The sequence below is a fragment of the Kineosporia sp. A_224 genome, from assembly GCF_002198655.1.
Taxonomy (GTDB): domain Bacteria; phylum Actinomycetota; class Actinomycetes; order Actinomycetales; family Kineosporiaceae; genus R-H-3.
In genome coordinates this window covers 43,296-69,874 of sequence record NZ_MWLN01000035.1, presented here as the reverse complement: position 1 = coordinate 69,874, position 26,579 = coordinate 43,296, and the positions used below count along the sequence as shown (strand labels likewise).

Genomic DNA, 26,579 nt, shown 5'->3' with positions numbered 1-26,579 from the left:
CGGTGCCCGCTGGGTGCTGCCGCGCGGCCACCTGCCCCGCGGCGGCGGCCACGCCGACGCGCCGCTGCCCTCGCTCGTCGCCCTCGGCCGGGACGACGCCGGCCGCGACGTCCTCGTCGACCTCGCGGCCGCGGCCGGCCCGGTCTGCGTCACCGGGGACCCGGTCGTCGCCGGCCACGTCGTGCGGGCGCTCGCCGTCGAGCTCGCGACGAACCCGTGGTCGCGCGGTGTCCGGGTGACCGCCGTCGACCTGCCCGCGGCGCTCGCCGCGGTCGGCGGCGGGCTCACGGTCGCCGACGCCGCGGACCCGCTGGCCGGGCTCCGCGACCGGCTCGCCGCCGCCCCGGGCGGACCTGCCGCGCCCGGAGCCGGTGAGCACCTCGCGTTCGGCGGCCCGCCGTCCCGTGACCTCGCCGACGAGCTGCGCCGGCTCGGTGCCCCCGGCCGGCCCGGGATCGTCGTCGCCGGGGACGTCCCCGGCGCCCGCTGGCGTTTCGAGGTCGACGCGGACGGCGCCCTCGACGCCCCGGACCTCGCGCTGCGCCTGACCGCCAACCGGATCGGCGACGCGACCCTGGCCCGGCTCGGGGACCTCTTCGCGGCGGCGGCGGGCGCCCNGCTGGTACGCGCTCGTCCCGGAGCCGCTGGCCCCGGCCGAGGACGCCGCCTGGGGCCCGGCCCCGGCCCGGGTCGGGCTGCTCGGCCCGGTGCTCGTCCGTGCCCCGGGCACCCTCGACGCCGCGCGGGTCGACCTCGCGGCCGAGGTCGTCGCCCTGCTCGCGCTGCACCCGGACGGCGTCCACCCGACCGTCCTCGGGGCTGCGGTCTGGCCGCGCGGGGTCACCCCCGACGTCCGGGACGCGACCGTCGACCGGGTCCGCGGCTGGCTCGGCGACGGGGCCGCGGGCCCGCGCCTGGTCACCGCGGCCGACGGCCGGCTGCTCCTTGGCCCGGAGGTCGTCGTCGACTGGGCCGTGCTCTGCACGCTTCTGCGCACGGCCGGCCGGGTCGCCGGCACGCCGGCCGAGCGGGACCTGCTCGGCCGCGCGCTCGCGCTCGTCCGCGGTCCGTTCGCCGGCGGTGCCGCGGGCGGCGCCTATTCATGGCTGCCCCGGACCGGGCTCGAGCGCACCGTGCCCCGCGTCGTCACGGCCGCGGCGCACCGGCTCGCCGCGCTGCGGCTGCCCGACGACCCCGCGGGTGCGGGGGAGGCCGCCCGCAGCGGGCTGCGCGCGGACCCGTGCGCCCAGGTCGTCTGGCGCGACCTGCTCCGTGCCGAGCACGCCCAGTGGGGGGCGGACGGCGTCCGGCAGGCCGCGACGCAGATGCGCGAGGTCCTCGCCGACCTGGGGACCGCCCCGGAGCCCGAGACGGACGCCCTCGTCGACGACCTGTGCCCGGGGGCGCGTGCCGTCGCAGCAGGCTGAGCGCAGCACGGGCCGGCAGGACAGCTCCGTACGGCGGGTCGGCAGGACGTGCCGAACCTCGGTTCACGGGTTCGTCACACGTTCGCGCCCCGCGCGGCGGTCCGTGGGAGCGGTTGCGACCCGCCGTCAGTAGTGTTCCTGCCATGAGCGACGCCGCCCCCGTACCGGACTGGGAGGCCCTGCGCGCGGCGGCCCGTGACGTCATGACGAAGGCCTACGCGCCGTACAGCCGGTTCCGGGTGGGAGCCGCGGGTCTCGTCGACGACGGCCGGGTCGTCGCCGGCTGCAACGTCGAGAACGCGGCCTACGGCGTGGGCCTGTGCGCCGAGTGCGGCATGGTGTCCGCGCTGCACGCGACCGGTGGCGGCCGGCTCGTGGCCGTCACGTGCGTCGGTCCGGACGGCGCGCTCCTCATGCCCTGCGGGCGCTGCCGGCAGATCCTCTGGGAGAACGGCGGACCGCAGATGCTCCTCGACACCGCGCGCGGCGTCCGACCGATGAGCGAGGTGCTCCCGGACGCGTTCGGCCCCGAGGACCTCGACACCCGAGCTGGGAGCACCCCATGAGCGAGGCCTTCGCCGCCGTCGACGTCATCGTCGCCAAGCGGGACGGCGGCGAGCTGTCCGACGCCCACATCGACTGGGTCGTCGACGCCTACACCCGGGGCGCCGTCGCCGACGAGCAGATGTCGGCCCTCGCGATGGCCATCCTGCTCAACGGGATGTCCCGCCGCGAGATCGCCCGCTGGACGGCGGCGATGATCGCGTCGGGGGAGCGGATGGACTTCTCCGCGCTCGGCGTCCCGACGTCCGACAAGCACTCGACCGGCGGCGTCGGCGACAAGATCACCCTGCCGCTCGCACCGCTCGTCGCGACCTTCGGGGTCGCCGTCCCGCAGCTGTCCGGGCGCGGCCTCGGGCACACCGGCGGCACTCTCGACAAGCTCGAGTCGATCCCCGGGTGGCGGGCCGCGCTGAGCAACGCCGAGATGCTCGCGCAGCTGCGCGACGTCGGGGCGGTCATCTGCGCCGCCGGGGCCGGGCTGGCGCCCGCGGACCGCAAGCTGTACGCGCTGCGCGACGTCACGGGCACCGTCGAGGCGATCCCGCTCATCGCGAGCTCGATCATGAGCAAGAAGATCGCCGAGGGCACGGGCGCGCTCGTCCTCGACGTCAAGGTCGGCAGCGGTGCGTTCATGAAGACCGAGGAGACCGCCCGCGAGCTCGCCCGGACGATGGTCGACCTCGGCCGCGACGCGGGCCTGACGACCGTCGCCCTGCTGACCCGGATGTCGACCCCGCTCGGCCTCACGGCGGGCAACGCGCTCGAGGTCGCCGAGTCGCTCGACGTGCTCGCCGGCGGCGGCCCGGAGGACGTCGTCGAGCTCACCGTCGCGCTCGCCGCGGAGATGCTCGACGCCGCGGGCCGTGGCGGCCAGGACGTCGCGGCCGCGCTGACGGACGGCCGGGCGATGGACACCTGGCGCCGGATGATCGCCGCGCAGGGCGGCGACCCGGACGCCCCGCTGCCGACGGCCCGCGAGACCCACACCGTGCTCGCGCCCGCCGACGGCGTCCTCACCCGCCTCGACGCGCTCGCCGTGGGGGTCGCCGCGTGGCGTCTCGGCGCCGGCCGCACCCGCAAGGAGGACGTCGTCCAGGCCGGTGCCGGGGTCGTCCTGCACGCCAAGCCGGGAGCGGTCGTGCGCGCCGGTGAGCCGCTGCTCACGCTGCACACCGACACCCCGGACCGGTTCGAGGCCGCGCTGCGCGACCTGGAGGGCGGCATCGAGGTCGCCTCCGAGGGCTCCCGGCCCGACCTCGGGCCGCTCGTCATCGACCGCATCGCCTGACGACGTGCAGGACGAGGTGCGGGGGGACGTGCAGGAGAACGGCTCCGGACCGGACGTCGCGGACGACCGCCGCCCGCGCGCCGTCTTCGGCGCGGGCACCGAGCCCGACCCGCGCTTCTCCATGGCCAACGAGCGGACGGCGCTCGCGTGGGTCCGCACCGCGATGGCCGTCGTCGCGGCCGGCGTCGGGCTGACCTCGGTCGCCCGGCTCGCGGACCTGCCCCGGGCCCTCGACGTCGTGTCCGGCGTCATGTGCCTCGGCGGCGGCTGGCTCGCGGTCTCCGCGGTCCTCGGCTGGCGCCGGCGCGAGATCGCGCTGCGCACCGGGCGGGTCCTGCCCGCGCCGGTGGCGCTGCCGTGGATCGCCGCGGCGGTCGTCCTCGGCTCGCTCGTCCTCGCCGTCGCCGTCCTCGCCGCCGCCTGACGTGGCCGGCGACCCCGGGCTCCAGCACGAGCGGACGGCGCTCGCCTGGCAGCGCACCGGCGTCTCGGCGTCCGCGGGCAGCGCCCTCGGCCTGCTCGCCGCCGCGCACGACGGGGTCGCGTGGCTGTTCGGGGTCGTCGCGGTCCTGTCCGCCGCGGGGGCCGGTTGCGTCGCGGTCGCCGTCGCGTCGACGCACCGCCCGGAGCGCGCCCGGACGCCGTGGACCCGGCTCCTGGCGACCGTGGGGGCGACCCTGATGCTCGCCCTGACCGGCACGACCCTGGCGGTGGTGGCGCTCGTCGCCCGCACATGAGCCGGCCCCGGCCCCCGGGGCAGGGGGGTCGGGGCCGGCTCGGGACGGGCGGCCGGGGCAGCCGCCGGGCGTCGGCCCGGCCGGAGGGAGCCGGCCGGACCGCGCCTGGGAGAGCGACGCTCAGGACACGATGAAGTCCGTCGCGTTCACGTTGCCGGCAGTGACGCCGACGAGGCGGATGGTTCCTCCGTTCGCTCCGCTGACGGTGACCAGGGTGTCGGCCCCGGCCGCGGCGATGGTGACCCGGCCGGCGAAGTTGGCGCCCGTGACGCCGACGCCGCGCAGGTCGACCAGGTCCTGCCCGCCCGCCGGTGCGGCGTCGAAGCCGTTGACCACGTCGGCACCGAACGCCGCCGTGTACCGGAGCTGGTCGAGGCCGGCGCCACCGGTGATGGTGTCCGCCGCCGCACCGCCCTCGATGACGTCGTCCCCGTTCTGGCCCTGGAGCGTGTCCGCCCCGTCGCCGCCGAGCAGGGTGTCGCCGCCGTTCTGGCCCTGGATCGAGTCCGCCGCACCGCCGCCGATGATGACGTCGGGCGCGGCCGACCCGGTGAGGGTGTCCGTCCCGCCGCCACCGTTGATCGACTCGATCCCCACCAGCGTCACGGCGCCGAAGTTCAGCGTCTCGGCCGCCCCGGAGCCGGTGATCCGGACGTTGGCGAACCCGTTGGCGGTGATGGTCTCGACGTTGCTCACCGCGGTGAGCCCGATGTCGGTCCCCGGTGCGGTGGCCTCGATCGTGTCCGCGTCCGCACCACCGTTCACCGTGTCGAAGCCCTCGAGGGCCCCGGTGAACCGGATCCGGTCGTTGCCGGCACCGGTGCTGACGGTGTCGTTCCCGGCGTCCCCGGAGACCTGGTCGTCGCCGGCACCGGTCGTCAGGCTGTCCGCGCCCGGGCCGCCGGAGTAGACGTCGTCACCTGCGGTCCCCGCCAGGGTGTTCGCCCCGGCGTTGCTGTCGCCGACCCCGGGGAAGAGGTCACCGACGACCCCGGTCGCCGACGAGGTCCGGGTCTCGGTCGACCCGTGGTCGTCGACGAACGTCACCACGACCCGCAGCCGCCGGCCGACCTGCGCCTGCAGCGGCGTGAAACTGGGCGAGGTCGCCCCGGCGACGTTCGTGAACGTCGTCCCGGCCGCGTTGGAGAACTGCCACTGCGCCGCGAACGTCGCCGTGGTCAGACCGTCCGCGTCGGCGATGAGCCCGTTGAGCGCGGTGACCGCCGACCCCTCGGTCGGTGTGGGGTCGTCGACCGCCGGGAGCCCGGTGGCCGCCGTGTTGACCACACCGGTGCCGCTGAGCGCGACGACGCTCGGCGAGCCGGTCGCGTTGTGCGCGATGCTCAACGTGGCCGAGCGCGCACCCGTCGCCGTCGTCCGGAACGCGACGCTGATCGTGCACGTCGCGGTCGGGACGACCGACGCGCAGGTGGGCGAGACGGTCGCGGTGAAGTCCCCGGCGTTCGGCCCGGTCACGGTGACCCCGGTGATCGTGAGGTTGCCGCTGCCGGTGTTCGTGACGTTGACCGGGCGGGTGAAGGCCGCGGCCGTGGTGCTCCGGACGCCGAAGTCGAGCGCCGTCGCCGAGACGGTCGCCACCGGCGTGCCGAGCGCGACGGTCTGGTCGATGAACTGCAGCCGCTCGACGTTGCGCACGACGTCGACCCCGCAGCCGGGGGCTGCCGTCGGGCAGTCGTTGGCGCCGCGGACCCGGGTGTTGTCCGGGTTCGTGTGCGCCACGACGATCCTCGGGTCGCCCGCGTCGCTGCGCAGGTCGGTGATCGTGAACTCCGCCCTGTTGCCGGCGAAGACGGCCGTGTCGACGTCGGTGCCGGGCGCGCCCGGCAGGACCTCGCGCACGGTGACGATCTGGCCCGGGTCGACCAGCCCGGCGAAGACCGCCTGCTGGAGCGTCTTGCCGGCGAGGTTGCCGGTCCAGCCGGTCCCGGTCGGGATCTTCTCCATGAGCGTCGTCGTGCCGAGCTCGCCACCGGTGCCGTCCGGGTTCGCCCGGATGCTCAGCCGCACCCCGACGTACCGGTCGCCGTCGATGATGTCGTCGGCCGCCCGGCCTTCGAGGACGTCGTTGCCACCACCGCCGAGCAGGATGTTGCCCTCGCCCCAGACGAACGGGCCCTCGAGCAGGCAGTGCTGGGTCACCGAGGTGGCGGTGACCTGCCCGATCGGGGTGGCCGTCCCGGCCGCCAGCGGCGGGACGATCGCGTCCAGCCCGGCGATCCGGTCGAGGCCGTTCTGGTCGAGCGCGTCGCACCCGATGAACCCGATGCCGCCCTGCTGGCTGGGGATCACGTCGTCACCGCGGAGGGTGTCGGCGAGGTTCCAGCCGGAGAGCGCCTCGACCTCGTTGAAGCGGTCGCGGGTCTCGTTGGCGGGTGGCGCGTTGACGATGACGAGGTTGAGGTCCTGGTTCTGGGGCTGCGGGTCCTCCTGCCCGATGATCCAGTCCCAGCCGGAGGCGCCGGCGTTCTTCTCGACCCCGGGGCCGCCGACGCCGATGTCGTCGCCGCCCTCCATGTCGTAGTCGTCGTCGCCGCCCTGGCCGATGAGCACGTCGTGGCCGGGCACGTTGTGGTCGTCGAAGAACAGCGTCGAGCTGTCACCGATGAGCAGGTCCGGCTGGTCGCCGCCCTCCGCCCAGTCGTCGCCGCCGTCGCCGAAGACCGCGTCCGTGCCCTGGCCGGCGATGGCGAAGTCGTCGCCCTCGCCGAGGAAGTGCTCGTTGATGTTGGCGCCGCCGTTGGTGAAGTCCTTGCCGTCACCGCCCATGACGATGTCGTCGCCGATGCCGCCGTCGATGGCGTCGTTGCCCGGGCCGCCCTTGGGCACGTCGGCACCACCGAAGTCGGTGATGATGTCGTTGCCCTCGCCGCCGAGGACGACGTCGTCGCCGCCGCCGCCGTCGATGACGTCGTCGGCCTTGCCGCCCCAGACGGTGTCGTTGTCGTTGCCGCCGTAGATCCGGTCGACGCCGTCCGTGCCGTTGAACACGCTCTGGCCGTTGATGCCCGACGGGTCGACGCTGTTCACGGCGCGGTACTTGATCTGGCCGTCCGGCTGTCGCAGGAGCAGCCGGTTCTCGTCGCACTCCGAGCCGGTGACGTCGGCGACCGAGCCGGGGCCGGTGATGAAGCTGCCCGACGGTGCCGGCCAGGTGAGCGCGCCGATCTCGAACTTGCAGTCGGCCGTGGCGAACGGGTCGGCCTTGAGGGTCGACGCGTCGCTGTTGCGCATGACGAGCTCGGAGAACGAGTTGCCCTCGAGCGAGGCGCGCAGGTTCATGCCCGGCGTGCGGGCCAGGTAGTAGAACCGGTCACCGTTCTGCAGGTTCGTCAGCTGGTTCTCGAACACGTAGTTGAACGTCGAGCCGAGCAGGCCGCCGAACAGGTTCGTGTTCTCCGCCAGGCCGCCGACCCACAGGTCGACGTCGTCGAGCCCGGTGGTCGTCAGACCGCCGGCGTCGGCCCAGTCGCCGGTGCCGAAGACGAAGTCGGCCGAGTCGGCAGGCGGGTTGACGTTGTCGGCGCTCTCGTCGACGGCGGGGGTGAGCGGGTCGTCCGCGAGCTTGCCGTCCGGCCCCGGGAGGACGAGACCGTTGACGATCCGCTCGGCCGCCGTCCGGCGCCCCGCGATCGTGGTCTCGGCCTGGATGTCCGGGTGGGTGCCGTACGCCGCCACGAAGTTCACCAGCGACTCCGGGTGGCGCAGGTGCTCGCCGAAGTCGATCCAGTTCGTGTACGGCGTGAGCTGGTTGTCGTTCGTCGCGCCGTGGATCTGCCGGCGGACGACGTTGAGCGGCGGGACGCCCTCGCTGCGGGCCCGGGTCATGTTGAGGGCCGGCAGGTCGAGCGGGAGACCGAGCAGGTTGTTGCGCAGGGTGTCCGCGACGAACTCGTCGATCTCGTTGCCGGCCTGGTCGGACAGGCCCATGACGAGACCGGTCAGTGCCGCCTTCGAGGTGAGCGTGCCGCCGCTCCCGTTGTCGTAGTAGGCCGCCGGGTTGAGGAAGCCCTCGAGCAGCGGGATGTCGTAGTGGCTGCCGTTCGCCCGCACGCGCGGGATGTCGTCGTCGAGCATCGAGTGGCCGAAGCGGTAGACGGCGTGCGCGAACTCAGCCGTGATGGCCGGGTCGACGTCCGTCTGGTTGAAGGCGAACGGCTCGAAGGGGTTGATCGCCGGCTGGACCTTGCGGGCGAACTCCTCGAACACGAGGTGCTGGTACTGCATCTCGGTGATGAAGCGTGCGGCCTGGAAGAGCCGCTCGCCGTTCCACGCACCGTCGGCGGACGGCGCACCGCCCGCGACCTGCCAGTCGGCGATGTCGGTGACGCCGCTCGTGTCGTCGAGCAGGATCTGCCGGATCTCGCCGACGAGCCGGTCGTGCTCGCTGTGGAAGACCTGGTGCACGGCCTGCAGGGCGATGTTCTCGTTGCAGCGGCCGTCGCCGCAGATCGCGTGCAGGTCGAGCAGCTCGTCGTCGTACTGGCCACCGGCGACGGGGTCGAGGCTGCCGCCGGCGGTGGTGTTCGTGTCCGCCGTCTTCGGGGACGACACCGAGCCGGGGTCGGCGCTGTGCGCGATGTCGTTGAGGAACGCGGTGTCGATGCGCAGCACGTCCGCCGGCGCGGGGACCGGCGTCGTGCGGTCGCCCTCGACGAGCCCGGAGGCCGTGACGTACTGCGGCAGGCCGTTCGGGCCGGGGAGGAACTTGCCGTACGGGTCGGTCGCGAGCATCGGGATGTTCGTGACGTCGGCGTCGACGAGCTCCAGGCCGAGCAGGGTCGCTGCCTGGTCCTTGATCTGCGCCCAGGTGGCGAGCCCGTCGCCGTCCGGCGTGCTGAGGAACCTGCCCGTCGAGACCGGGGCACCCGCGGCGTTGTTCACGTACTCGCGCAGGAAGACCTGGTGGGACGCGTGCGAGGTGTAGGTCTGGCTCTGGTCGACGAACGGGGTGTCGGTGTTCGGCGCGTTCCGGAAGCCGTCCGGCCCGTCGACGACGTGACCGCGGGTGAGGGTCATGAACCGCAGGCCGGGGGGCAGGTCGTCCGTCGTGCCGAACTGGTGGTCGGCACCCGCGACGAGCGGGTCGTCGGCCTTGAGGGGCACGAAGACGGTGCCGTTGCCGCCGTTTGTGATCTTGTCGAGGCCGTGGTCGAAGAACTGGCCGAAGATCGTGAAGAGCGAGTTGAACGGCGGCGACAGGCCGACGTCCGTCGTCACGTTCTCGATGAAGAGCGTGTCGTGCGACGGGACGCAGCCGGGGGAGTTCGGGCTGAAGTTGTCCGGCGGCGTGTAGCCGGGGGTCCACTCGCACGGCTCCGAGGCGCCGTCGTTGCTCTGGGCGCGCACGGCCTGCCGGGCCGCGGCGACCGCGGCCGGGTTGGTGTACGTCTGGTCGACGATGAGGTTGCTGATGGTCCGCGGTTCGGCGTCGACGACGTTGCCGCTGAGCTGGTCGTAGCTCGTCGGTCCGCTGCCGAAGGGTGCGGCGTCGTCCGCGGGGCCGAAGACCGGGGTCGTCAGCCGCGGGAAGGGCTGGTCGGCGGCACCGTACGTCTCCTGGCCCGGCTGCAGGTTGTTGCACGAGCCGTCGACGGTGCGCAGGCCGAACGAGAGCAGCGGGCTCGCGATCTGGTCGGGCCCGTCGCCGAGCAGGGCCGCGCACGGGTTCGCCGGGTCGTCCCCGATGTGCGCGGAGTGGTGCTCGGCGATCTTGATCTGCTTGAGGATGAAGGCGAGGTCGGCCGGTGTGACCGGGAAGCCCTCGCCGACGACGGCGGTCGCGGGGGCCGCCCCGGCCATCCCGACGCCGGTGAGGACCACGGCGGCGGAGGCCAGGAAGGCGACGGTCGAGCGCACGCGGCGCGTACCGCGGCGGCCGAGGACCGCCCGTGGGATGGGATTCATGGTGTTCGCCCCTTCTGCAGGCAGCACGCATCGCCGGAGGGCCGGGACGGCGCTCCGTGCGTCGGGTGCTGGTGATCGCTGCCGGCGACCCCCGTCGACGGCAGCACGACATCAGGGCCGCGGCTCCCGACGCGGCACCTCGATGCGGGTGGATGGAGTTGGACCGCCCGCGGTCGCGCAGACCTCGCGGCGGTGTCGTGCCCGTGGTTCTCGGGTGGGATAACGGCGCATGGAACGGTAGGTGGACGTACACGTTCTGCCGTCGGGAAGGCAGGCGACGCCCGCGGCCCCCGGGCTCGGCAGAGCCCGCGGCGACCGCGACGTCGGACGCGCCCCGGCGTCCCTCGTCATCAGGCTAAGTAACGACAAAATGGCGAGTGGATGACGATGTTGTCACCTGATCCGGGGGGTGGCTGCCCCTAATGCAGGGGGGAGCGGGCATCGTCCGAACGGCCCATGTCGTCCCGATGTGCCCGATACGGTCGTGTCAGGTGCCCGTCGCCGCGGCCCGGTCCGGGTCGTTCGACCACTGCGACCACGAGCCCGGGTAGAGCGCCGCGTCGACGCCCGCCACGGCGAGCGCGGCGACCTCGTGCGCGGCCGTCACGCCGGACCCGCAGTACACCGCGACCGGCCGGGACCCGTCCGCGCCGAGCGCCGAGAACCGTTGCGCGAGAACGTCTGCCGCGAGGAACCGGCCGTCCGGGCCGACGTTCGCGGCGGTCGGGGCGCTCACCGCGCCGGGCACGTGGCCGGCGCGCGGGTCGACCGGCTCGACCTCGCCGCGGAACCGCTCGCCGGCGCGGGCGTCGAGGACCACCCCTGCGGACGGCGCACCGCCGGGCCCGGGCGTCGCGAGCCGCGCGACGTCGTCCGCGTCGACGACCGGCAGCGACCCGGGGGTGAGCCGGACGTCGCCCGGTGCGGCCGCGACCTCCTCACCGGCGGCCCCGGCGCCGCCGGCCGCGGCCCACGCCGCCCAGCCGCCGTCGAGGATCCGCACGTCCGCGACCCCGCCCCACCGCAGCAGCCACCATGCCCGGGCGGCCGCGAGCGCCGGGCCGTCGTCGTAGACGACGACCGGGACCCCGTCACGGACACCCCAGCGCCGGGCCGCCGCCTCGAGGTCGGCGACCGGGGGCAGCGGGTGCCGGCCGAGCGCCGGCGACGGCGCCGCGGCGAGGTCGGTGTCGAGGTCGACGAAGACCGCGCCCGGCACGTGCCCCGCCCGGTACCGGTCGTGCCCGCCCGCGTCGCCGAGCGCCCAGCGGACGTCGAGGAGCACGACGGGTGCGCCCGCGGCGAGCAGGGCCTGCAGGTCGGTGACGGGGAGGAGGACGTCCATGGTCGACCACGCTAACGAACAGCGCGCCGGGCGCCGCCGGGTCTCGTCCGGCCCGCGACGTGGCTAGAGTCCGGAAGGTGACCACGCCTGATGCCGCCACCGTCGCCCGCGCCCCGAAGGCGCTCCTCCACGACCACCTCGACGGCGGCCTGCGGCCGGCGACCGTCGTCGAGCTGGCGGCGCAGCTCGGCCACGAGCTGCCGGCGGCGGACCCCGACGGGCTGGGGCGCTGGTTCCGGGACTCCGCCGACTCGGGCTCCCTCGTGCGCTACCTCGAGACCTTCGTGCACACCGTCGCCGTCATGCAGACGAAGGAGCACCTGCACCGGGTGGCGGCCGAGTGTGCCCTCGACCTCGCGGCGGACGGGGTCGTCTACGCCGAGGTCCGCTACGCGCCGGAGCAGCACCTCGAGCGCGGGCTCAGCCTCGACGAGGTCGTCGTCGCCGTCCAGGAGGGCTTCGCGGCGGGCAGCGCGCAGGCCGCCGACCAGGGCACCCCGATCCGGATCGGCACGCTGGTCACGGCGATGCGGCACGCGGCCCGCAGCCGCGAGATCGCCGAGCTCGCGGTGCGGCACCGTGACGAGGGCGTCGTCGGGTTCGACATCGCGGGTGCCGAGGCCGGCTTCCCGCCGTCCCGGCACCTCGACGCCTTCGACTACCTGCACCGCGAGAACTTCCACGTGACGATCCACGCGGGCGAGGCGTTCGGGCTGCCGTCGATCTGGGAGGCCGTCCAGGTCTGCGGCGCCGACCGGCTCGGGCACGGCGTCCGGATCGTCGACGACATCGAGGTCCTCGGCGGCACCGACCGGTTCGGTCACCCCGCGGCGCGGCTCGGCCGGATCGCCGCCTGGGTGCGGGACACCCGGATCCCGCTCGAGCTGTGCCCGATGTCGAACCTGCAGACCGGTGCCGCGGCGAGCATCGCCGAGCACCCGATCACGCTCCTCAAGGACCTGCGCTTCCGGGTCACGCTGAACACCGACAACCGGCTCATGTCCGCGACGTCGATGACCCGCGAGATGACCGCCCTCGTCGACGAGGCCGGCTGGTCGCTCGAGGACCTGCGCTGGGTGACGATCAACGCCCTGAAGAGCGCGTTCATCCCGTTCGACGAGCGGCTGGCGATCATCGAGGAGGTCGTCAAGCCGGCGTACGCGGCGCTCGGCGCGCGCTGACTCTCACCCCACTCCTCGAGTTACTAGGCCCGTATGACCCAGTTATCGGGTGATACGCGCTAGTAACTCCAGGGGGCGACGGTTCGGCCCGGCGGCTCAGTGGCCGTGGCGGTGCGAGCAGCCGACGTGCCCGAAGCTCGCGCGGGACCGGTGCCGCCGCCAGCGGCCGCCGACCGACTGCGGGTCGTGGCCGAGCAGCCAGGTCCAGGCCTCCTCGGCGGGCATCGGGCGGCCGAGCAGGTAGCCCTGGACGGTGTCGCAGCCGATCTCGGCGAGGGCGGCCAGCGACTCCGGCGTCTCGACTCCCTCGGCGGTGACGACGAGCCCCAGACCGTGGGCGAGGTCGACGACCGTCGTGACGATGTGTGCGGCGTCGTGGTCGGTGTCGATCACCTGGACGAACGACTTGTCGATCTTCAGCTCGTCGAACGGCAGGCTGCGCAGCTGGGTCAGCGACGCGAAGCCGGTACCGAAGTCGTCGACCGCGATCCCGATGCCGCTGTCCCGCAGCGCCTGCAGGACGCAGCGGGCCTGCTCGGGGTCGCCGAGCAGGTCGGTCTCGGTGAGCTCGACGCGCAGCACCGAGGCGGGCAGGCCGCGCTCGGCGAGCAGCCGGAGGACCTCGGTCGGCAGCTGCGGGTCGGCGACGTTGCGCGCGCCGATGTTCACGGCGACGACGACGTCCAGCCCGGCGGCCCGCCAGGTGCGGACCTGGTCGAGGGCGAGGCCCAGGACGTGCCGGGTCAGCCCGACGATGATGCCGCTCTCCTCGGCCGCCGGGACGAACGCGGCCGGCAGGAGCGGGCCGAGCTCGGGGTGCTGCCAGCGGACGAGCGCCTCGACGCCGCGGATCCGGCCGGTCCGCAGGTCGACCTGCGGCTGGTAGTGCAGGACGAGCTCGTCGCGCTCCATGGCGAGGACGAGCTCGGTCTCGAAGGCGAGCGACCGGGCCGGTGCCGCGTCGAGCGCGGAGGTGTACAGGGCGGTCCCGGTGCGCCGCCGCTTCGCCTCGTACATCGCGAGGTCGGCACGGCGCAGCACGGTCGCGGCGTCGTCCCCGTGCTCACCGGCGAGCGCGACGCCGACGCTCGCGCTGACGTGCACCTGGACGCCGTCCAGCACGAACGGCGCGTCGAGCCGGTGCACGAGGTCGCGGGCCCGGCGCAGCAGGTCGTCCGGGCCGGCGTCGCCGTGGACGAGGAGCGCGAACTCGTCGCCGCCGAGCCGGGCCACGACGTCGTGCGGGCCGTGCCCGGAGCCGATCCGCCGGGCCACCTCGGCGAGCAGGCGGTCCCCGGCGCCGTGGCCGAGGGTGTCGTTGACGTGCTTGAAGCGGTCGAGGTCGGCGAGCAGGACGGCGCGCAGCCGGTCCGGGCGGCCGGCACCGCCCTGCCGGGCGGCGAGACCACGGGCGAGCCGGTCGAGCAGCCCGTCGCGGTTCGCGAGCCCGGTGAGCGAGTCCCGGTGCGCGCGCTGCAGGAGCATCCGGCCGTGCTCGGCGAAGCCGAAGGCGGCGACGAGGAGCAGGAACGCGCCGAGCAGCGTCGCGAGCACGGGCGCCACGGGGAGTGCGCCGGACACCCAGCCGGACCGGGCGCCGGCGCTCACGACGACGTACCAGTCGTTCACGGCGCCGGGCGCGGGCCGGCGGACGGCGAGGTCCTCGCCGCCCGCCTGCAGCAGGGTGCGGCCGCCCCAGGCGGAGACGTCGTAGCGGCCGGTCGCGGGGGCCGCAGCGGCGGCGTCGCCGTCGAGCACGGGCACCGCGGAGTCGACGACGACGTCGCCCGTGCGGGCGTCGACGACGACGACCCGGGTGCCGGCCCGCAGCCCGTGCGCGAGCCGGCGGCGCAGGCTCTCCAGCGTCACCTCGAGATGGACGACGGCGACGGCCGGGCCGCCGTCCGCGAGCCGGACGGGGGCCGCGGACGCGAGGACCCAGGTGCGGGTGTCCGGGGAGACGTACGGCCGCGGCTGGTAGGCGACGTCCCCGGCGGAGGCCAGCGCCGGGCGGAAGAACGGCCGGGCGCTCTCGTCGGGGGACAGGTTCGCCGTGCCCGGCACGAGGCCCTGCACGACGCGGCCGAGCTCTGCCCCGCCGCCGTCGACGAAGCACGCCTCGGCGATCTCGTCCGGGAAGGTCGACCTCAGGTACTCCAGCGCGGCGCCGACCCGGTCGGCGTCCCGGCGTCCGAGGTCGGCCGGGGTCACTGCGCGGCCGCCGGCGCCGGCGTAGACGTCGCGGAACGCCGCGTCGTGCGAGGCGAGCCGCGTCACGGACGCCGCGTCGTCGGCGAACGCGGTCACGACGTCGGTGCGCTCGGCGAGGACGTCGGTCAGCGTCTGCTGGTGGGCGTGCGCGAGCCGGCCGACGAGGGCGACCGACGCGAGCCCGCCGACGAGCAGGGCCGCGCCCGTGGCGAGCGCGACGAGCCGCAGCCGTCGCGCGCCGCGACCGAGGCTGCGTCGCGAACCCTGGTCCTCCCTCACCTCCCAGACGTCGGTCGTGCGCGGCGGCGTCCGCAGGGCGGGGACCCGGTGTCCCCCGTACGGGTCAACGGGTGCCGGCGCCCGCGTAGAGCGCGGCCACGGCCCGCGCCGTCCGGGCCATCTCGTCGCGCAGGTCCTGCGGGGAGAGCACCTCGACCGCGTCCCCGAAGCCCATGAGGGCGCCGCGCGCTGCCGCCACGGCCCGGAACTCCAGGTCGAGGACCGACCAGCCGCTCGCGTCGCTGCCGCCGTTCTCCCTGCGGGTCTCCTCGGTTCCGACCCCGACGACCGGACCGGGGGTGCGCTGGGCGGCGGTGACCCGCAGCAGGAGCGCGCGGACCCCGTCGTGCACCCGCAGCCGCACGGTGACGGCGCTCCGTGGCCGCTCGACGTCCGCGCGCAGCGCCGTCCAGACCGTCTCGAGGTCGAGGTCGGGCGGCCGCCGGGCCGGGTCCGGCAGGGTCGTCGCCGTCACGACGCGGTCGGCGCGGAAGAGCCGTGGCGTCCCGCGGTGGGCGGCGACGAGGTACCAGGTGCCGCCCTTGAGGACGAGCCCCCACGGGTCGAGCAGGTAGCCGCGCAGCCGGCCGTCCCCGTGCCGGTAGCGCACCCGGATCCGCCGGTCGGCCCAGACCGCCTCCTGGACCGCCACGAGGTGCGGTGCCGCGGGTCCGTCGCCGCTCGTCGTCCGGTACCAGCCCGCGTGGTCGACGAGGACGCGGTCGCGGGCCGCCTGCGCGGCGGGCCGGTGCGAGGCGGGGACGGCGGCGACGAGCTTGTGGACGGCGGACGCGAGCGCGGAGCCGAGCCCGAGGTCGTCGGGGACGGCGCGGCCGGTCATCGCGACGAGCGCCCGGGCCTCCGCGGCCGTCAGCCCGGTGACGTCGGTCCGGTAGCCGGGCATGAGCTCGATCCCGCCGTTGCGCCCCTGCGTCGTCCACACCGGGACGCCGGCCGCCGACAGCGCCTCGACGTCGCGGTAGACGGTGCGCACGCTCACCTCGAGCTCCCGCGCGGCGTCGGGCGCGGTGAGCCGGCCCCGGGCCTGGAGCATGAGGAGCAGCGAGAGCAGGCGGTCCGATCGCATCCCCCGACTCTGGCAGAGAAACCTGACCGTGACTGTCAGGGATACCTCGTCAGGGTGGGGGCATGACGACGAACCCCGCCCCCGCACAGACCACCGACCCCCGGACCACGCTCCTGCAGGCCGTCGACCAGGTCCTCGCCCTCGTCGGCCTCGTGACCCCCGCCGACCTCGACCGGCCGACGCCGTGCGACGAGTACGACGTCCGGCACCTGCTCGGCCACCTGCTCGGCGGGCTCGGCCGCGTCGCCCACGTCGCCGGCGGCGGGCTCCTGGTCGACGTCCCGTCGATGGTCCTCGACGTCGCGGACGACGGCTGGGTGCGCGCGTGCGACGAGGCCGCGGCAGGGCTGCGCGCGGCGTGGGCGGACGACGCCGTCCTCGACCGCGTGCTCCACCCGCCCTTCGGGGACGTCCCCGGGCGCGGCGCCGCGCTCGCCTACGTGAGCGAGCTGACGACGCACGCCTGGGACCTCGCCTCGGCGGTCGGCCGCCGGGACGCCCTCGACGAGGGGCTCGCCGTCGTCGCGGCGGACGTGGCGCGGCGGTTCATCCCGGACGCCCAGCGCGGCGTCATCCCGTTCGGCCCCGTCGTCCCCGTCGCCGACGACGCCGCGCCGTACGACCGGCTCGTCGCGTGGGTCGGCCGCGACCCGGGCTGGACGCCGTCCGCCTGACGCCCGCCGGTCCAGGGGCGCGGGCCGGGGACGTTCGCCCCGGACCCGCGGCCCGGGCCGTTGCCTACCGTGCGGTCATGGAGACGACCGTCCGCGGCACCGAACCGCTCGTCGTGACCGGTGCGCCGGTCGTCACCGGCCGCCCCGGCGGCATGGCCGGGCGGGTCCGGAGGCAGCCGACCGACGGCTACCGCGCCGAGGTGCTCGGCTGCGTCACGGACCCGGCCCTCACCTACCGGCAGCGGGTCCAGCGGCTCGCCGCGCTGGCCGAGGGCATGCTCGAGCCGCCGCCCGTGAGCGCCGCCTGCCGGGCGGCGCAGGCCGCGGGCGTCGTCCACGACATGGGGGAGGGGCCGGCGCCGTACCGGCCGCGCTACGTGCTCCCCGACTACGCGCTCGCCCTCGCCGGTGGCGCCGCGCACCTCGAGCTCGAACCGGCCCGGGACCTCGACGAGGCGCTCGCGCTGCTCCTCGCGGCGTACGCGTCGGTGCCCTCCATCACGGGCTACCCGGTGTACCTCGGCGACCTCGACACCCTCCTCGAGCCGTTCGTCGACGACTCGGTCACCGACGCCGACCTCGACCGCCGGCTCACCCTCTTCTGGCGGCTCGTCGACCGGACGATGCCCGACGCGTTCGTGCACGCCGACCTCGGGCCGGACGACGGCCGCGTCGTCCGCTCGCTGCTGCGGGTCGACCGCCGGCTGCGGCAGGTCGTCCCGAACCTCACGCTGCGGGTCGACCCGGCGCGGACGCCGGACGCCCTCCTGCGCGAGGCGGTCCTCACGACGTGCGCCGACGGGAAGCCGCACTACGTCAACGACCCGATGATGCGCGCCGACCTCGGCCCGGACTACGGCGTCGTGAGCTGCTACAACAGCCTGCCGCGCGGTGGTGGCGCCTACACGCTCGCCCGGCTGGACCTCTCCGCGAGCGTCCGGCGGGCGGTCCCGGGGCCGCTCGCGGGCCGGGGCGGGGCCGAGCGGGTCGAGCGCTGGCTCACCGAGGTGCTGCCGGGCGACCTCGCGCTGACCGCCGAGCTCATGGCGTCCCGGATCCGCTTCCTCGTCGAGGAGGCGCGGTTCTTCGAGCACGACCGGCTCGTCCTCGACGGGCTCGTCCGGCGGGACCGCTTCACCGCGATGTTCGGCTTCTACGGCGTCGCCGAGGCGGTCGCCGCGCTCATGACACCCGGTGCCGGCGCCGGGGTGAGCCCCTGCCTCGGCGGGGACGCCTTCTCGCGGCACGGGACGCGCGGCACGCAGCGGCGCTACGGCGTGGACGACGACGCCACCGCGCTCGGGCACCGCATCGTCGCCGCCCTGGCCGACCTCGTCGCCGCGACCCCGATGCCGTACTGCGAGGCGACCGGCGGGCACGCGCTCCTGCACGCTCAGTCCGGCATCGACACCGACCTCGGCGTGACGGCCGGCGCCCGGATCCCGCCGGGCAGCGAACCGCCGCTCTACGAGCACATCCGCGCCGTCGCGCCCAACCACGTGCACGTCCCGGCGGGGATCAGCGACGTCATGCGCTTCGAGCCGACGGTCGCGGCGAACCCGGACGCCGCGGTCGCGGTGATCCGCGGGGCGTTCGCGGCCGGGATGCGCGACGTCACCTTCGACGTCGAGGGCAACGGCTTCGTCCGGATCACCGGCTACCTCGTGCGGGACGCGGACGTCGCCGGGGTGGCAGCCGGCGCCCGGCACTCGAGCACGTTCCTCGGTGCCGCCGCGCTGGAGAACCAGCACCTGCGCGACCGGGTGACGAAGTGCGCCCCTCTGTCTGCGGGGCCGCCGCCGGGGGCGAGCGGTCGGTGACCGCCGCCTGCGCGGCCCGGGACGTCGTGGCCGGTCTGCTCGCCGTCGAGGGCCTCGTCGCCGGGACGGTGCCGTTCTCGGCCGTGGACGGACCGGGGAACCGGTTCGTCGTGTTCCTCCAGGGCTGCGGCTTCGACTGCCTCGTGTGCCACAACCCCGCGACGATCCCCGCGCACCCGCGGGGCGTCGTCCGGACGCCTGTCGGTGCCGTCGTCGACCTCGTCGCGCGGGACGCGCAGTTCCTCACCGGGGTCACGGTGACCGGCGGCGAGCCGACCGTGCAGCCGGAGTTCCTCGTCGCGCTGCTCGAGGCGCTCGCGGTCGACCCGCGGACGGCGCACCTGTCCCGGTTCGTCGACAGCAACGGCGACACCGACGCCGACCTGTGGGACCGGCTCGCCCCGGTGCTCGACGGCGTCATGCTCGACCTCAAGGGCCTCGACACCGAGCGGCACATCGTCCTCACGGGCACGGACAACTACCGGGTCCTCGGCAGCCTCACCCGGCTCGTCGCGCTCCGCCGGCTGTACGAGGTCCGGCTGCTGCTCGTGCCCGGGATCAACGACGCGGACGATGCGCTCACCCGGACGGCGCACTGGCTGCTCTCGCTCGACCCGCGGATCCGGGTGCGGGTCAACGGGTTCCGGCACCACGGCACCCGCGCGGTCGCACGCGACCTGCGGGCGGTGACGGACGCCGACCGGGAGCGGTACCGCGCCGTCCTCACCGCGGCCGGGGTCGAGGACCTGACGATCACCTGACGATCACCTGACGGGCCGGGCACCTGACGGGCCGGGCAGTGGGCTACACCCAGAGCTGCTGCCCGGCGCCCACGTCGAACAGCGTCCGTTCCGTCGTGGTCGACAGGGCCAGGTCGAGCGCCGGCTCCGGCCAGTCCGGGCCGGGCGGCCGGGCCGGTCGGCGCCGGAGCACGGACCGCAGCCGGCCACCGCCGCTGCGCCGTGCACGGACCTGCTCGTAGTAGTCGGCCAGGTGGTCGCCGGAGCGCAGGCGTGAGACGCCCTCGAGCCACGGGTCGCCGGGGACGAGCGGCTTGACCTTGCCGATCTCGAGGACCCCTTCCGCGGCCAGGCCGTCGGCGACCACGCGGCGGAACCAGCCCTCCGGGGTGCCGCCCGGCGCGCCCTTGTCCCCGACCTCCAGCGTGTCACCGAACTCCAGGCGGACCCGGCGGCAGAAGGTCGTCGCGTCCGTCCCGTCCGTGCCCTCGTCGACGAGACCCGCCACCGAGAGCAGGATCCCGCGCGGCAGCCGCCCCGCCGGGGAGAGCCGGCGCAGCGGCCACCGCCGGGGCTGCGACGGGTCCACGCCCTCGAGCCGCTGCAGCGCCAGCAGCTCGACGAGGCAGAGCAGCATCGCCCGCTCCGGGCGGATCGGCCACGACGGTGCTAGGAGCAGGTCGATCTCCGCGGCGGCCAGGTGGGGCAGATAGGCCGGTCGGGCGTTGTCCGCAGTGTTGTCCGTAGCGTCGTCCGCAGCGTCGTCCGCAGCGTCCGTGGTGTCGGCCACGAGGTCCTCCGTGACGGGTCGGCGCACGAGGACGATCACGGTACCCCGGCGGTCCCCGACCCCGGCGGCTCAGACCACCGCGTCCGCGAAGCCGAGGTCGACGGCCTCCTCCGCGGTGAGCCACCAGTCGCGGCGGCCCCAGCGCTCGCGGATCTGGTCCGCGGAGAGCACCGAGCGCTCCGCGAGGATCGCCAGGAGCCGCTCCTCGAGCCGGCCGATGAACTCGACGGTGTCGCCGAGCGACGACGACGAGCCGATCGCACCGCCGCGCACCTCGTGGACGAGGACGAACGTGTTGCGCCCGAGCAGCCGCTCGCTGCCGGCCTGGAGCAGGACGCCGCCCATCGAGGCCGCCGTCCCGAGCGCGAGCACCTGGAGGTGGTGGCCCCGGGAGCGCAGCTCGCCGAGGAAGTCGTAGAGCGCCAGCCCGTCGAGGACCGCGCCGCCGGGGGAGTTGAGCACGAGCCGGATCGGGGCGCCCGGTGCGCGTCGCGACCACGCCGACAGGTCGCGGACGGCGTCCCGCACCGACTCCTCGTCGACCGCCGCGAAGAACGTGTAGACGAGCGCCTGGTCGGGGTCGGCGAGCTCACCGGCGGTGCGGCGGACGACGGCGTCCGCCTCGAGCTCCTTGGTGCGGCGCTCGAGCCGCTTCAGCTCGCCGTAGCCGGCGGCGTCCGCGAGGGCCTTGCGCAGCTCGAGGCCGGCCCGGGCGAGGTCGAGCTGGGCGCGGTAGAGCTCGACCCACGCCGCGGCCGCGGTCGGGTCGGTCGGGTCGGTCGGGACCGGCCCGAGCGGCAGCCGGACGTGCGCGGGGTCGGGGATGCCGAGGAGGGCGGACAGGTCGTCGTCGAGCGGGCTGCCGAACCGGGTCGCGTCGGCGGTCTCGGGCAGCCGGACGGCGCCCCAGACGTGGGCGTCGGCGGGGCGTGCCACGTCGGGGGTGCTGCGGGACGTCGTCCCGGGCGTGCGCCCGGACGTGCGGGCCGTGCGGGCCGTGCGGGCCGCGCGACCGGACGTCGTCCGGGCCGGCCCGCGGGCCGGTGCCGGGGCGAGCGCGACCGGCTCGCTCTTCGCCGCCGGCCTCGGCGCCCGGGCGGACGACGTCCGCTGGCGCGGCAGCGCTGCGTCCGCGGTGGCCTTCGGGGAGCTGGCCTTCGGGGCTCCAGCCTGCGGGGCGGTCGCCCGCGCGGTCCTGGTCCGCTTGTCCTCGGAGCGCACAGCATCCCCCTTCGCGCCGGGTCGTCGTCGCGGGCGCCGGCGTGCCCGCCCTTGTCCGATCGGCGTTGCGCGGCGTCCACTTGACCCCGGGGGCGGCGTCCGGCACGACTCCGGAGGCCGTTCGGGCCGATCCCCGCTCAGCCCGCGGCGAGCAGGTCGCGCAGGGTGCGCTCGGCCTCCGGGATCGTGCAGGGCCGGCAGCCGGCGGCGACCCAGCGGCGGACCAGCGCCGGCTCCCCGCGGGCGAGCCCGAGGCCGCGGCGCACGAGCGTGAGCGGCGGCTTGCGGCTCTCGGCGAGGTCTCGGAGCAGCCGCCGGACGAACGTCGTCGCGGGGTGCAGCCGCAGGCAGAGCGCGTCCGCCAGCACCCCCGCCTCCCGGCAGGCGGCGACGAGCTCGGCGGCGAAGATCCCCTCCGCGACGAAGACGGGGGCACCGCCGAGGTCGAGGCGGGCCGTCCCGCTGCGCCGCGACGTCGGGATGTCGTACACGGGCACGTCCGCGGCGCCGTCCGCGCACAGCCGCCGGACCGCCGCGAGCGCGGCCCCGGCGTCCCACGACCGGGGGTCGTCCCAGTCGACGATGCCGAACCGGTGCGGCAGGGCCGGGTCGTCGCCGTCCCGGTAGAAGTCGTCGAGCGCGAGCACCGGGACCCCGAGCCGGCGGCACAGGGAGGTCTTCCCCGAACCGCTCGCTCCCGCCAGGAGGACCACGCGTGCCACGGCCGCGATCCTAGGCCGCGATCCGGACGACGGGTGGATGCCGGTGCGTACCCTCGCTCCATGAGCAGCCCCGGGGGTCCGGTCGGTGTGACGGAGGCGGACGGCGTCCGCGTCGTGTGGTCGTCGCGGCCCGGGCCGCTGCGGGGCGGGCTCCTGCTGCGGGTCGGCACCGCCGACGAGACGGTCCCGACGGCGGGGGTGACCCGGCTCGCGGTGCGTCGCGCCGTCCGCGGCCTGTCGGCGGACGTCGAGGTCGGGCAGGTGGTCACCCGGGTGCACGTCGACGGGGAGGATGTCCCCGCGCGGCTCTCCGAGCTCGCCCACCGGCTGGTGAGGCTGCCGCTCGAGGGCCTGGACGACGTCCGTGCTGTGCTGGCCGCGGAGCGTGCGAGCCGGCTCGCCGACGTCCGGGACGCGTTGCTGCGCCGCCGGTTCGGCCTCGTCGCGCACGGGGTCGTCACGGCTCCGGGCGAGTACGGCGCCGAGCGGCTGGCGGCGGAGGACGTCGCGGGGTGGGTGACCCGGCGGGCGGTCCGGACCGAGGTCGTCGCGTGGCTCACCGCGCCGCCGCCGCCCGGGCTGCGGCTGGCCCTGCCCGAGGGCGTGCGGCGGCCCGCGCCGCAGCCGGCGCCGCGGCTCGGTTCCGGCCCGACGTGGTTCCGCGGCCCGCGCGGGGTCGTCGGTGTGCTGGGGGTGGTGCCCGCGGGGCCCGTCGGTGCGGCGCTCGCCGCCCGGCTCCGCGCCGCGGTCGGGGCGGAGCTGGCCCGGCGGGACGTCGGTGGTGTCGTCCCCGCCGCGACGCTCGAGCGGATCACCGCCGACGAGGCGCTGCTGACGGTCACCGTGCCCGTGCCGGACGGGGCGCAGAAGGTCGTCACGGCGGCGCTGCTCGGTGCCGTCGAGCGCGCCGCGCAGGAGGGCGTCGGTGACGCCGTCGACGCGGCCGCAGGTGAGCCGGGCGCCGGTCCCGACAGCGGTCCCGACAGCGGTCCCGACAGCGGTCCCGACAGCGGTCCCGACAGCGGTCCCGACAGGANGTCCCGACAGCGGTCCCGACAGCGGTCCCGACAGCGGTCCCGACAGCGGTCCCGACAGCGGTCCCGACAGCGGTCCTGACGGGGGTCTCGTCCTCGCCGCCGAGGCGCTGCTCCTCGCGGGCCCGGACCCGGACGGCGCGCGCACGGACGGGACGGCGCCGCCCGCCGCCGGGATGGCTGCGTCCCAGGTGAGCGCTGCCGCCCTGTCGTACCTGCTCGGGGCGCTCGCCGCGGTGCCGTTCGGGAGCGGCGAGATCGCCGCGCCGTGGCAGGCCGAGCCGTCGAGCCGGCAGGAACCGTTCTCGCAGCGGTGGTTCCGCCCCGTCGAGGCGCCGGACGACCCGCGCCAGCTGAGCCTCGACACCGGGGGTGTCAGCCTGTGGACGCCGCCCGGCTCCCACGTCACGGTGCCGGTCGCGGCGACCGCCGCGGTGCTGCGCTGGCCCGACGGCCGCCGGATGCTCCTCGGCGAGGACGGCGCCGAGGTCGACGTCGAGCCGACGATGTGGGTCGGCGGCGCGGCCGTCGTCGAGGCCGTCGACGCGACGTGGCCGGCGTCCCTCGTCGTCGACCGCCCGGCCCGCCCGGCGTCCGACGTCCCGCAGCCGGACCGCGCCCCGGGCGAGGACCCGCGGCTGCTGCCGGTGACCGCGACCCAGGGCTTCCGCCGGATGGCCCTCGTGGCCGCCTTCTGCTGCCTGGGCTGCGTCGGGGTGACCGTCGTCTTCGGGGCCGGCCAGGAGCTCTTCGGTGCGCTGCTGCTGAGCATCTGTGCCGTGACGATGTCGTCGTCGACGTTCCGCTCGATCAACGTCCGGCAGGGGATGGGGCTGCGCCGCCCGAACCCGGGGCCGCCGCGCCGGTAGCCGCCGTCAACCGGCGCGTCTCCACGTGTCGTCGGGCGGCGCCTGGGTCCAGATCGGTGGGGTGAGGTCGATCGGGGCGAGGCCGGTGCGGCTCGGGCCGACCCCGCGGGCGTCGGCATCGTCGTCGAGCGCGAGGTGCAACTGCTGGCCGATGCGTCGTGCGGCGCTGTGGGTCTGGTGGTGCAGGTTGCGCATCCGGCGGCGTCCGGGGTCGATCCACGCGGGTGGTCGGACCCAGGCGATGCCTTCGTCCATCTCGACCAGCCAGAGCCCGGCGTGGATCTCCTGGTGATGCCTCGGGCAGGCGCTGACAAGGTTGTTCAGATCGGTGGCGCCTCCCTGCTCCCAGGGCAGGACGTGATGCGCGTCGGTACCTTCGTGCGGGACAGGGCAGGCCGGGATGACGCAGCCGCCGTCACGGGCGGCGAGCGCCTTGCGCTGGGCCGGTGTCGCGAGCCGGTGTGCGCGGCCGACATCGAGCGGCACGCCGTTCTTGTCGAGGAGCACCTTGGTCAGGGTCGCGGTGCAGGCCAGGTAGGCGAGCAGGTGCGCGCCGATCGGGCCGTGCCGGTGCAGCGTCGCCGACCCGGCCGCTCGCCCCGTCGTACGGGCAGCGATGTGCGCGGAGTCGTTGCTGGAGAACGTCTCAGGGGCCGCTCCGGCCGCATGAGGCGGCGCGGTGCCGTGTTGCCGGAGATGCTCCGCTGCGACACCGGCGGCAGCGACCTGCTCGACCGTCGCTGTGACCAGCAGGTTCACCAGCGGGGAGGCCGCCGCACCCCCGGCGTCGCCGTCGAGGCCGGCGCGGACCATGCCCATCAACGCGTCGTAGCGGCGCATCGCCACGGTCCGGTCGTCCTTGACCAGGGTGATCTGCTCGTGGCCGGTGTCGTCGACCGTCAGGACCTCGCGCATCGGGCGGGGCTTGCCCGCGGCGGAGAGCATCGCGGACAGCACCGCGGTGTCCGCCGGTGTCATCGTGACCCGTAGGGAGCCCATGCCGGTGGAGTCGTCCTTGACAAGGGACAGGCCGCGGCGCAGGTGGGCGTCCTCGTCGAAGTTCTCGTCACGGTTCGGGTCCAGGACCCGGACGAGTTCTTCGACGAGCCGCCTCATGGTCCGGGCGGGGAACTGGCGGCAGCGTTGGGCGAGGAACGCGTCGGCGATCTCCATGCCTGTCCTGGTCTCGCCGGTCTCCTCGTCCTCGAGCAGCACGACCCGCAGCCGCTTCGGCAACCTCGCGACCGCGCGGACGCAGACGTCGGCGTGCTCCCTCGTGATCTCACCCGCCGCAAGCGCCGCCCCCACCAGCGGCAGCGAACCATTGTCCGCGTCCAACGTGTGCGCCGCCCGCGCGTCCGCATGCGCCCGCCCGGGATCGACGTTGAGCCGGCCGGTGAGGAACGTGGCGGCGACCTTCGACTCGTCGGCTCCTGGAACCGCCTCGGGCCGTTCGTCGAGGACCTTGATGACGGCCAACCGTGCGGCTTCCGCGGACGCCATCGCCCGCGACACGTCCTCCACCACGCCCCGGACCTCCTCACCGGACAGCGACCACGCGCACCGCGACGCCTCCAGCACCATCGCCGCCGCAGCCTTCATCGCCTCCACCCCGGCGACCAGGTCGTGCACCGGCAACGACCCCTCCGGCACCCGACGATCAGCCGGCGCGGCCGGGAGCGCGGCGTCCGGCTCACCGCCGGGCACCTCGCCCCAGGTCTGCTCGTCGCTGCTCACGAGAACAACGTTAGAGACAGGGTCCGACAGTCTCGATCCTCTGAGACCCGTTCCAGCAGAACAACTTTGAGTGAGTCGTCGTCACTCACCCATGGTGGTCGGTGATCCGGGCCCCAGGCCGCCACCACCTCGACGAGGATGACTCGGTCGAGTGCTGGCGGTCTCTGGTCGTCCGCGACGCGAAGTGGTGTCATGAACGTCCGGCGGCCACCCGGCGTCCGGCCCGCGTCCGTCCATCGGGGAGATGAGCAGCATGTCGACGACCCACGTGCCCGGCAGGAGTGCTGTGGGAAGAAGGTTCTGGACGCAGCGTCATCCCTTCGCGGTGGCCGCGATCGCCTTCGCGGGGTCGTACGCGGTCGCGCTCCTGGTCCACTACGTGTGGCTCGAGGACAAGAACCCGACCGTCGCGTCGTCCTTCAACGTGTTCGCGCTCCTGTTCGTCCTGGCGCTGGCGATCGAACGGATCATCCAGCCCTTCGCGCGGTTCCTCGGGCCGGACTCGAAGGCCGCGAGCGAGGAGCTCGAGAGGCACAAGGCCACCCTCGAGACGGTCAAGGCCACCGCGACGGCCACCGCGACGGCGGCGGCGGCCGGCACCGCGTCGCCCACGGCGGCGGCATCGGAGGAAGCGGCGCGGAGCGTCGAGGCGGAGGTGGGCAAGGCCGCGGTCGCCGTGAAGGAGGCACGCGAGGAGACCAGCGTCGCCGCTTGGGGCTGTGCGTCGGGTCTGGGATTCCTCTTCGCGGCGTTCGCCTCGGTGGGGATCCTGCACATCGTGCTGGCGACGGATCCGCCCTGGGTCCCGTTCGACATCCTCGTCACGGGCACCGTGATCGGCGCCGGCACGAAGCCGCTCAACGACCTGTGGACGCGCCTGCAGAACAAGTAGCGACCGCAGGGCCCGCGACGGGGTCGACCGGCGGCG

At 75.3% G+C, this 26,579-nt stretch carries 17 protein-coding genes; 9 read left to right on the top strand and 8 right to left on the bottom strand.

Annotation, left to right across the window (positions count from 1 at the left end):
* Positions 1-1,570 precede the first annotated feature (1,570 nt).
* The 4 genes from EDJALFJO_RS02110 to EDJALFJO_RS02095 are packed head-to-tail and all read left to right on the top strand — an operon-like array spanning position 1,571 to position 4,016.
* Positions 1,571-1,993, top strand: a complete 423-nt coding sequence (locus EDJALFJO_RS02110; protein WP_088281709.1) for a cytidine deaminase — start codon at positions 1,571-1,573, stop codon at positions 1,991-1,993.
* Positions 1,990-3,279, top strand: coding sequence for a thymidine phosphorylase (locus EDJALFJO_RS02105; protein ID WP_088281707.1), 1,290 nt, complete (start codon positions 1,990-1,992; stop codon positions 3,277-3,279). The genes EDJALFJO_RS02110 and EDJALFJO_RS02105 overlap by 4 nt, the downstream gene beginning before the upstream one ends.
* 4 nt (positions 3,280-3,283) lie before the next feature.
* Positions 3,284-3,703, top strand: coding sequence for a YidH family protein (locus tag EDJALFJO_RS02100; protein WP_198949930.1), 420 nt, complete (start codon positions 3,284-3,286; stop codon positions 3,701-3,703).
* Between the two features lies 1 nt (position 3,704).
* Positions 3,705-4,016 (top strand): DUF202 domain-containing protein, encoded by a 312-nt coding sequence (locus EDJALFJO_RS02095; protein ID WP_088281705.1) that lies wholly within the window; start codon positions 3,705-3,707, stop codon positions 4,014-4,016.
* 120 nt (positions 4,017-4,136) lie between these two features.
* Here EDJALFJO_RS02095 and EDJALFJO_RS02090 read toward each other — a convergent pair whose 3' ends face one another.
* On the bottom strand, positions 4,137-9,941 hold the full coding sequence (locus EDJALFJO_RS02090) for a peroxidase family protein (protein ID WP_088281703.1): 5,805 nt from the start codon (positions 9,939-9,941) through the stop codon (positions 4,137-4,139).
* A 487-nt stretch (positions 9,942-10,428) separates the two neighbouring features.
* Positions 10,429-11,286, bottom strand: coding sequence for a sulfurtransferase (locus tag EDJALFJO_RS02085; RefSeq protein WP_088281701.1), 858 nt, complete (start codon positions 11,284-11,286; stop codon positions 10,429-10,431).
* A 77-nt stretch (positions 11,287-11,363) separates the two neighbouring features.
* Here EDJALFJO_RS02085 and EDJALFJO_RS02080 point away from each other — a divergent pair, with 77 nt between their 5' ends.
* Positions 11,364-12,467 carry an adenosine deaminase gene (locus EDJALFJO_RS02080; protein WP_088281699.1) on the top strand — a complete coding sequence of 368 codons (1,104 nt, stop codon included), beginning with the start codon at positions 11,364-11,366 and terminating at the stop codon, positions 12,465-12,467.
* A 96-nt stretch (positions 12,468-12,563) separates the two neighbouring features.
* Here EDJALFJO_RS02080 and EDJALFJO_RS02075 read toward each other — a convergent pair whose 3' ends face one another.
* Together EDJALFJO_RS02075 and EDJALFJO_RS02070 are read right to left on the bottom strand one after the other, a co-directional pair.
* A complete protein-coding gene (locus EDJALFJO_RS02075) occupies positions 12,564-14,957 on the bottom strand; it encodes a bifunctional diguanylate cyclase/phosphodiesterase (RefSeq protein ID WP_088281697.1) in 2,394 nt (797 codons plus the stop codon).
* A 64-nt stretch (positions 14,958-15,021) separates the two neighbouring features.
* Positions 15,022-16,044, bottom strand: coding sequence for a YafY family protein (locus EDJALFJO_RS02070; protein ID WP_088281695.1), 1,023 nt, complete (start codon positions 16,042-16,044; stop codon positions 15,022-15,024).
* A 62-nt stretch (positions 16,045-16,106) separates the two neighbouring features.
* Here EDJALFJO_RS02070 and EDJALFJO_RS02065 point away from each other — a divergent pair, with 62 nt between their 5' ends.
* The 3 genes from EDJALFJO_RS02065 to EDJALFJO_RS02055 all read left to right on the top strand — a co-directional run bounded on the left by EDJALFJO_RS02065 (position 16,107) and on the right by EDJALFJO_RS02055 (position 19,299).
* Positions 16,107-16,718 carry a TIGR03086 family metal-binding protein gene (locus EDJALFJO_RS02065; RefSeq protein ID WP_088281693.1) on the top strand — a complete coding sequence of 204 codons (612 nt, stop codon included), beginning with the start codon at positions 16,107-16,109 and terminating at the stop codon, positions 16,716-16,718.
* Positions 16,719-16,795: 77 nt separating this feature from the next.
* Complete coding sequence (locus EDJALFJO_RS02060) at positions 16,796-18,538, top strand: YjjI family glycine radical enzyme (protein ID WP_198949929.1); 1,743 nt, start codon at positions 16,796-16,798, stop codon at positions 18,536-18,538.
* A complete protein-coding gene (locus EDJALFJO_RS02055; protein WP_158220259.1) occupies positions 18,535-19,299 on the top strand; it encodes a radical SAM protein in 765 nt (254 codons plus the stop codon). Before EDJALFJO_RS02060 ends, EDJALFJO_RS02055 begins: the two co-directional genes overlap by 4 nt.
* Positions 19,300-19,342: 43 nt before the next feature.
* Here the strand turns inward: EDJALFJO_RS02055 and EDJALFJO_RS02050 are convergent, their stop codons facing one another.
* From EDJALFJO_RS02050 to EDJALFJO_RS02030, 4 genes are all read right to left on the bottom strand, one after another.
* Complete coding sequence (locus EDJALFJO_RS02050; protein ID WP_143448240.1) at positions 19,343-20,068, bottom strand: hypothetical protein; 726 nt, start codon at positions 20,066-20,068, stop codon at positions 19,343-19,345.
* A 69-nt stretch (positions 20,069-20,137) separates the two neighbouring features.
* Entirely contained in the window at positions 20,138-21,289 is a 1,152-nt protein-coding gene (locus EDJALFJO_RS02045) for a ClpP family protease (protein WP_158220258.1), read from the bottom strand.
* Positions 21,290-21,426: 137 nt separating this feature from the next.
* On the bottom strand, positions 21,427-22,011 hold the full coding sequence (locus tag EDJALFJO_RS02040) for a uridine kinase (protein ID WP_198949928.1): 585 nt from the start codon (positions 22,009-22,011) through the stop codon (positions 21,427-21,429).
* A 1,909-nt stretch (positions 22,012-23,920) separates the two neighbouring features.
* On the bottom strand, positions 23,921-25,651 hold the full coding sequence (locus EDJALFJO_RS02030) for an HNH endonuclease signature motif containing protein (RefSeq protein ID WP_088281685.1): 1,731 nt from the start codon (positions 25,649-25,651) through the stop codon (positions 23,921-23,923).
* Between the two features lie 379 nt (positions 25,652-26,030).
* On the opposite strand from EDJALFJO_RS02030, the gene EDJALFJO_RS02025 reads away from it, so the two are divergent.
* A complete protein-coding gene (locus EDJALFJO_RS02025) occupies positions 26,031-26,543 on the top strand; it encodes a hypothetical protein (RefSeq protein ID WP_143448238.1) in 513 nt (170 codons plus the stop codon).
* The last annotated feature ends 36 nt before the right edge of the window (positions 26,544-26,579 follow it).

Excerpts from the sequence above, each read along its gene's own strand:
- EDJALFJO_RS02110 (WP_088281709.1), top strand. The coding sequence starts at position 1,571 with ATGAGCGACGCCGCCCCCGTACCGGACTGGGAGGCCCTGCGCGCGGCG.
- EDJALFJO_RS02105 (WP_088281707.1), top strand. The coding sequence starts at position 1,990 with ATGAGCGAGGCCTTCGCCGCCGTCGACGTCATCGTCGCCAAGCGGGAC.
- EDJALFJO_RS02090 (WP_088281703.1), bottom strand. The coding sequence starts at position 9,941 with ATGAATCCCATCCCACGGGCGGTCCTCGGCCGCCGCGGTACGCGCCGC.
- EDJALFJO_RS02085 (WP_088281701.1), bottom strand. The coding sequence starts at position 11,286 with ATGGACGTCCTCCTCCCCGTCACCGACCTGCAGGCCCTGCTCGCCGCG.
- EDJALFJO_RS02070 (WP_088281695.1), bottom strand. The coding sequence starts at position 16,044 with ATGCGATCGGACCGCCTGCTCTCGCTGCTCCTCATGCTCCAGGCCCGG.
- EDJALFJO_RS02065 (WP_088281693.1), top strand. The coding sequence starts at position 16,107 with ATGACGACGAACCCCGCCCCCGCACAGACCACCGACCCCCGGACCACG.
- EDJALFJO_RS02060 (WP_198949929.1), top strand. The coding sequence starts at position 16,796 with ATGGAGACGACCGTCCGCGGCACCGAACCGCTCGTCGTGACCGGTGCG.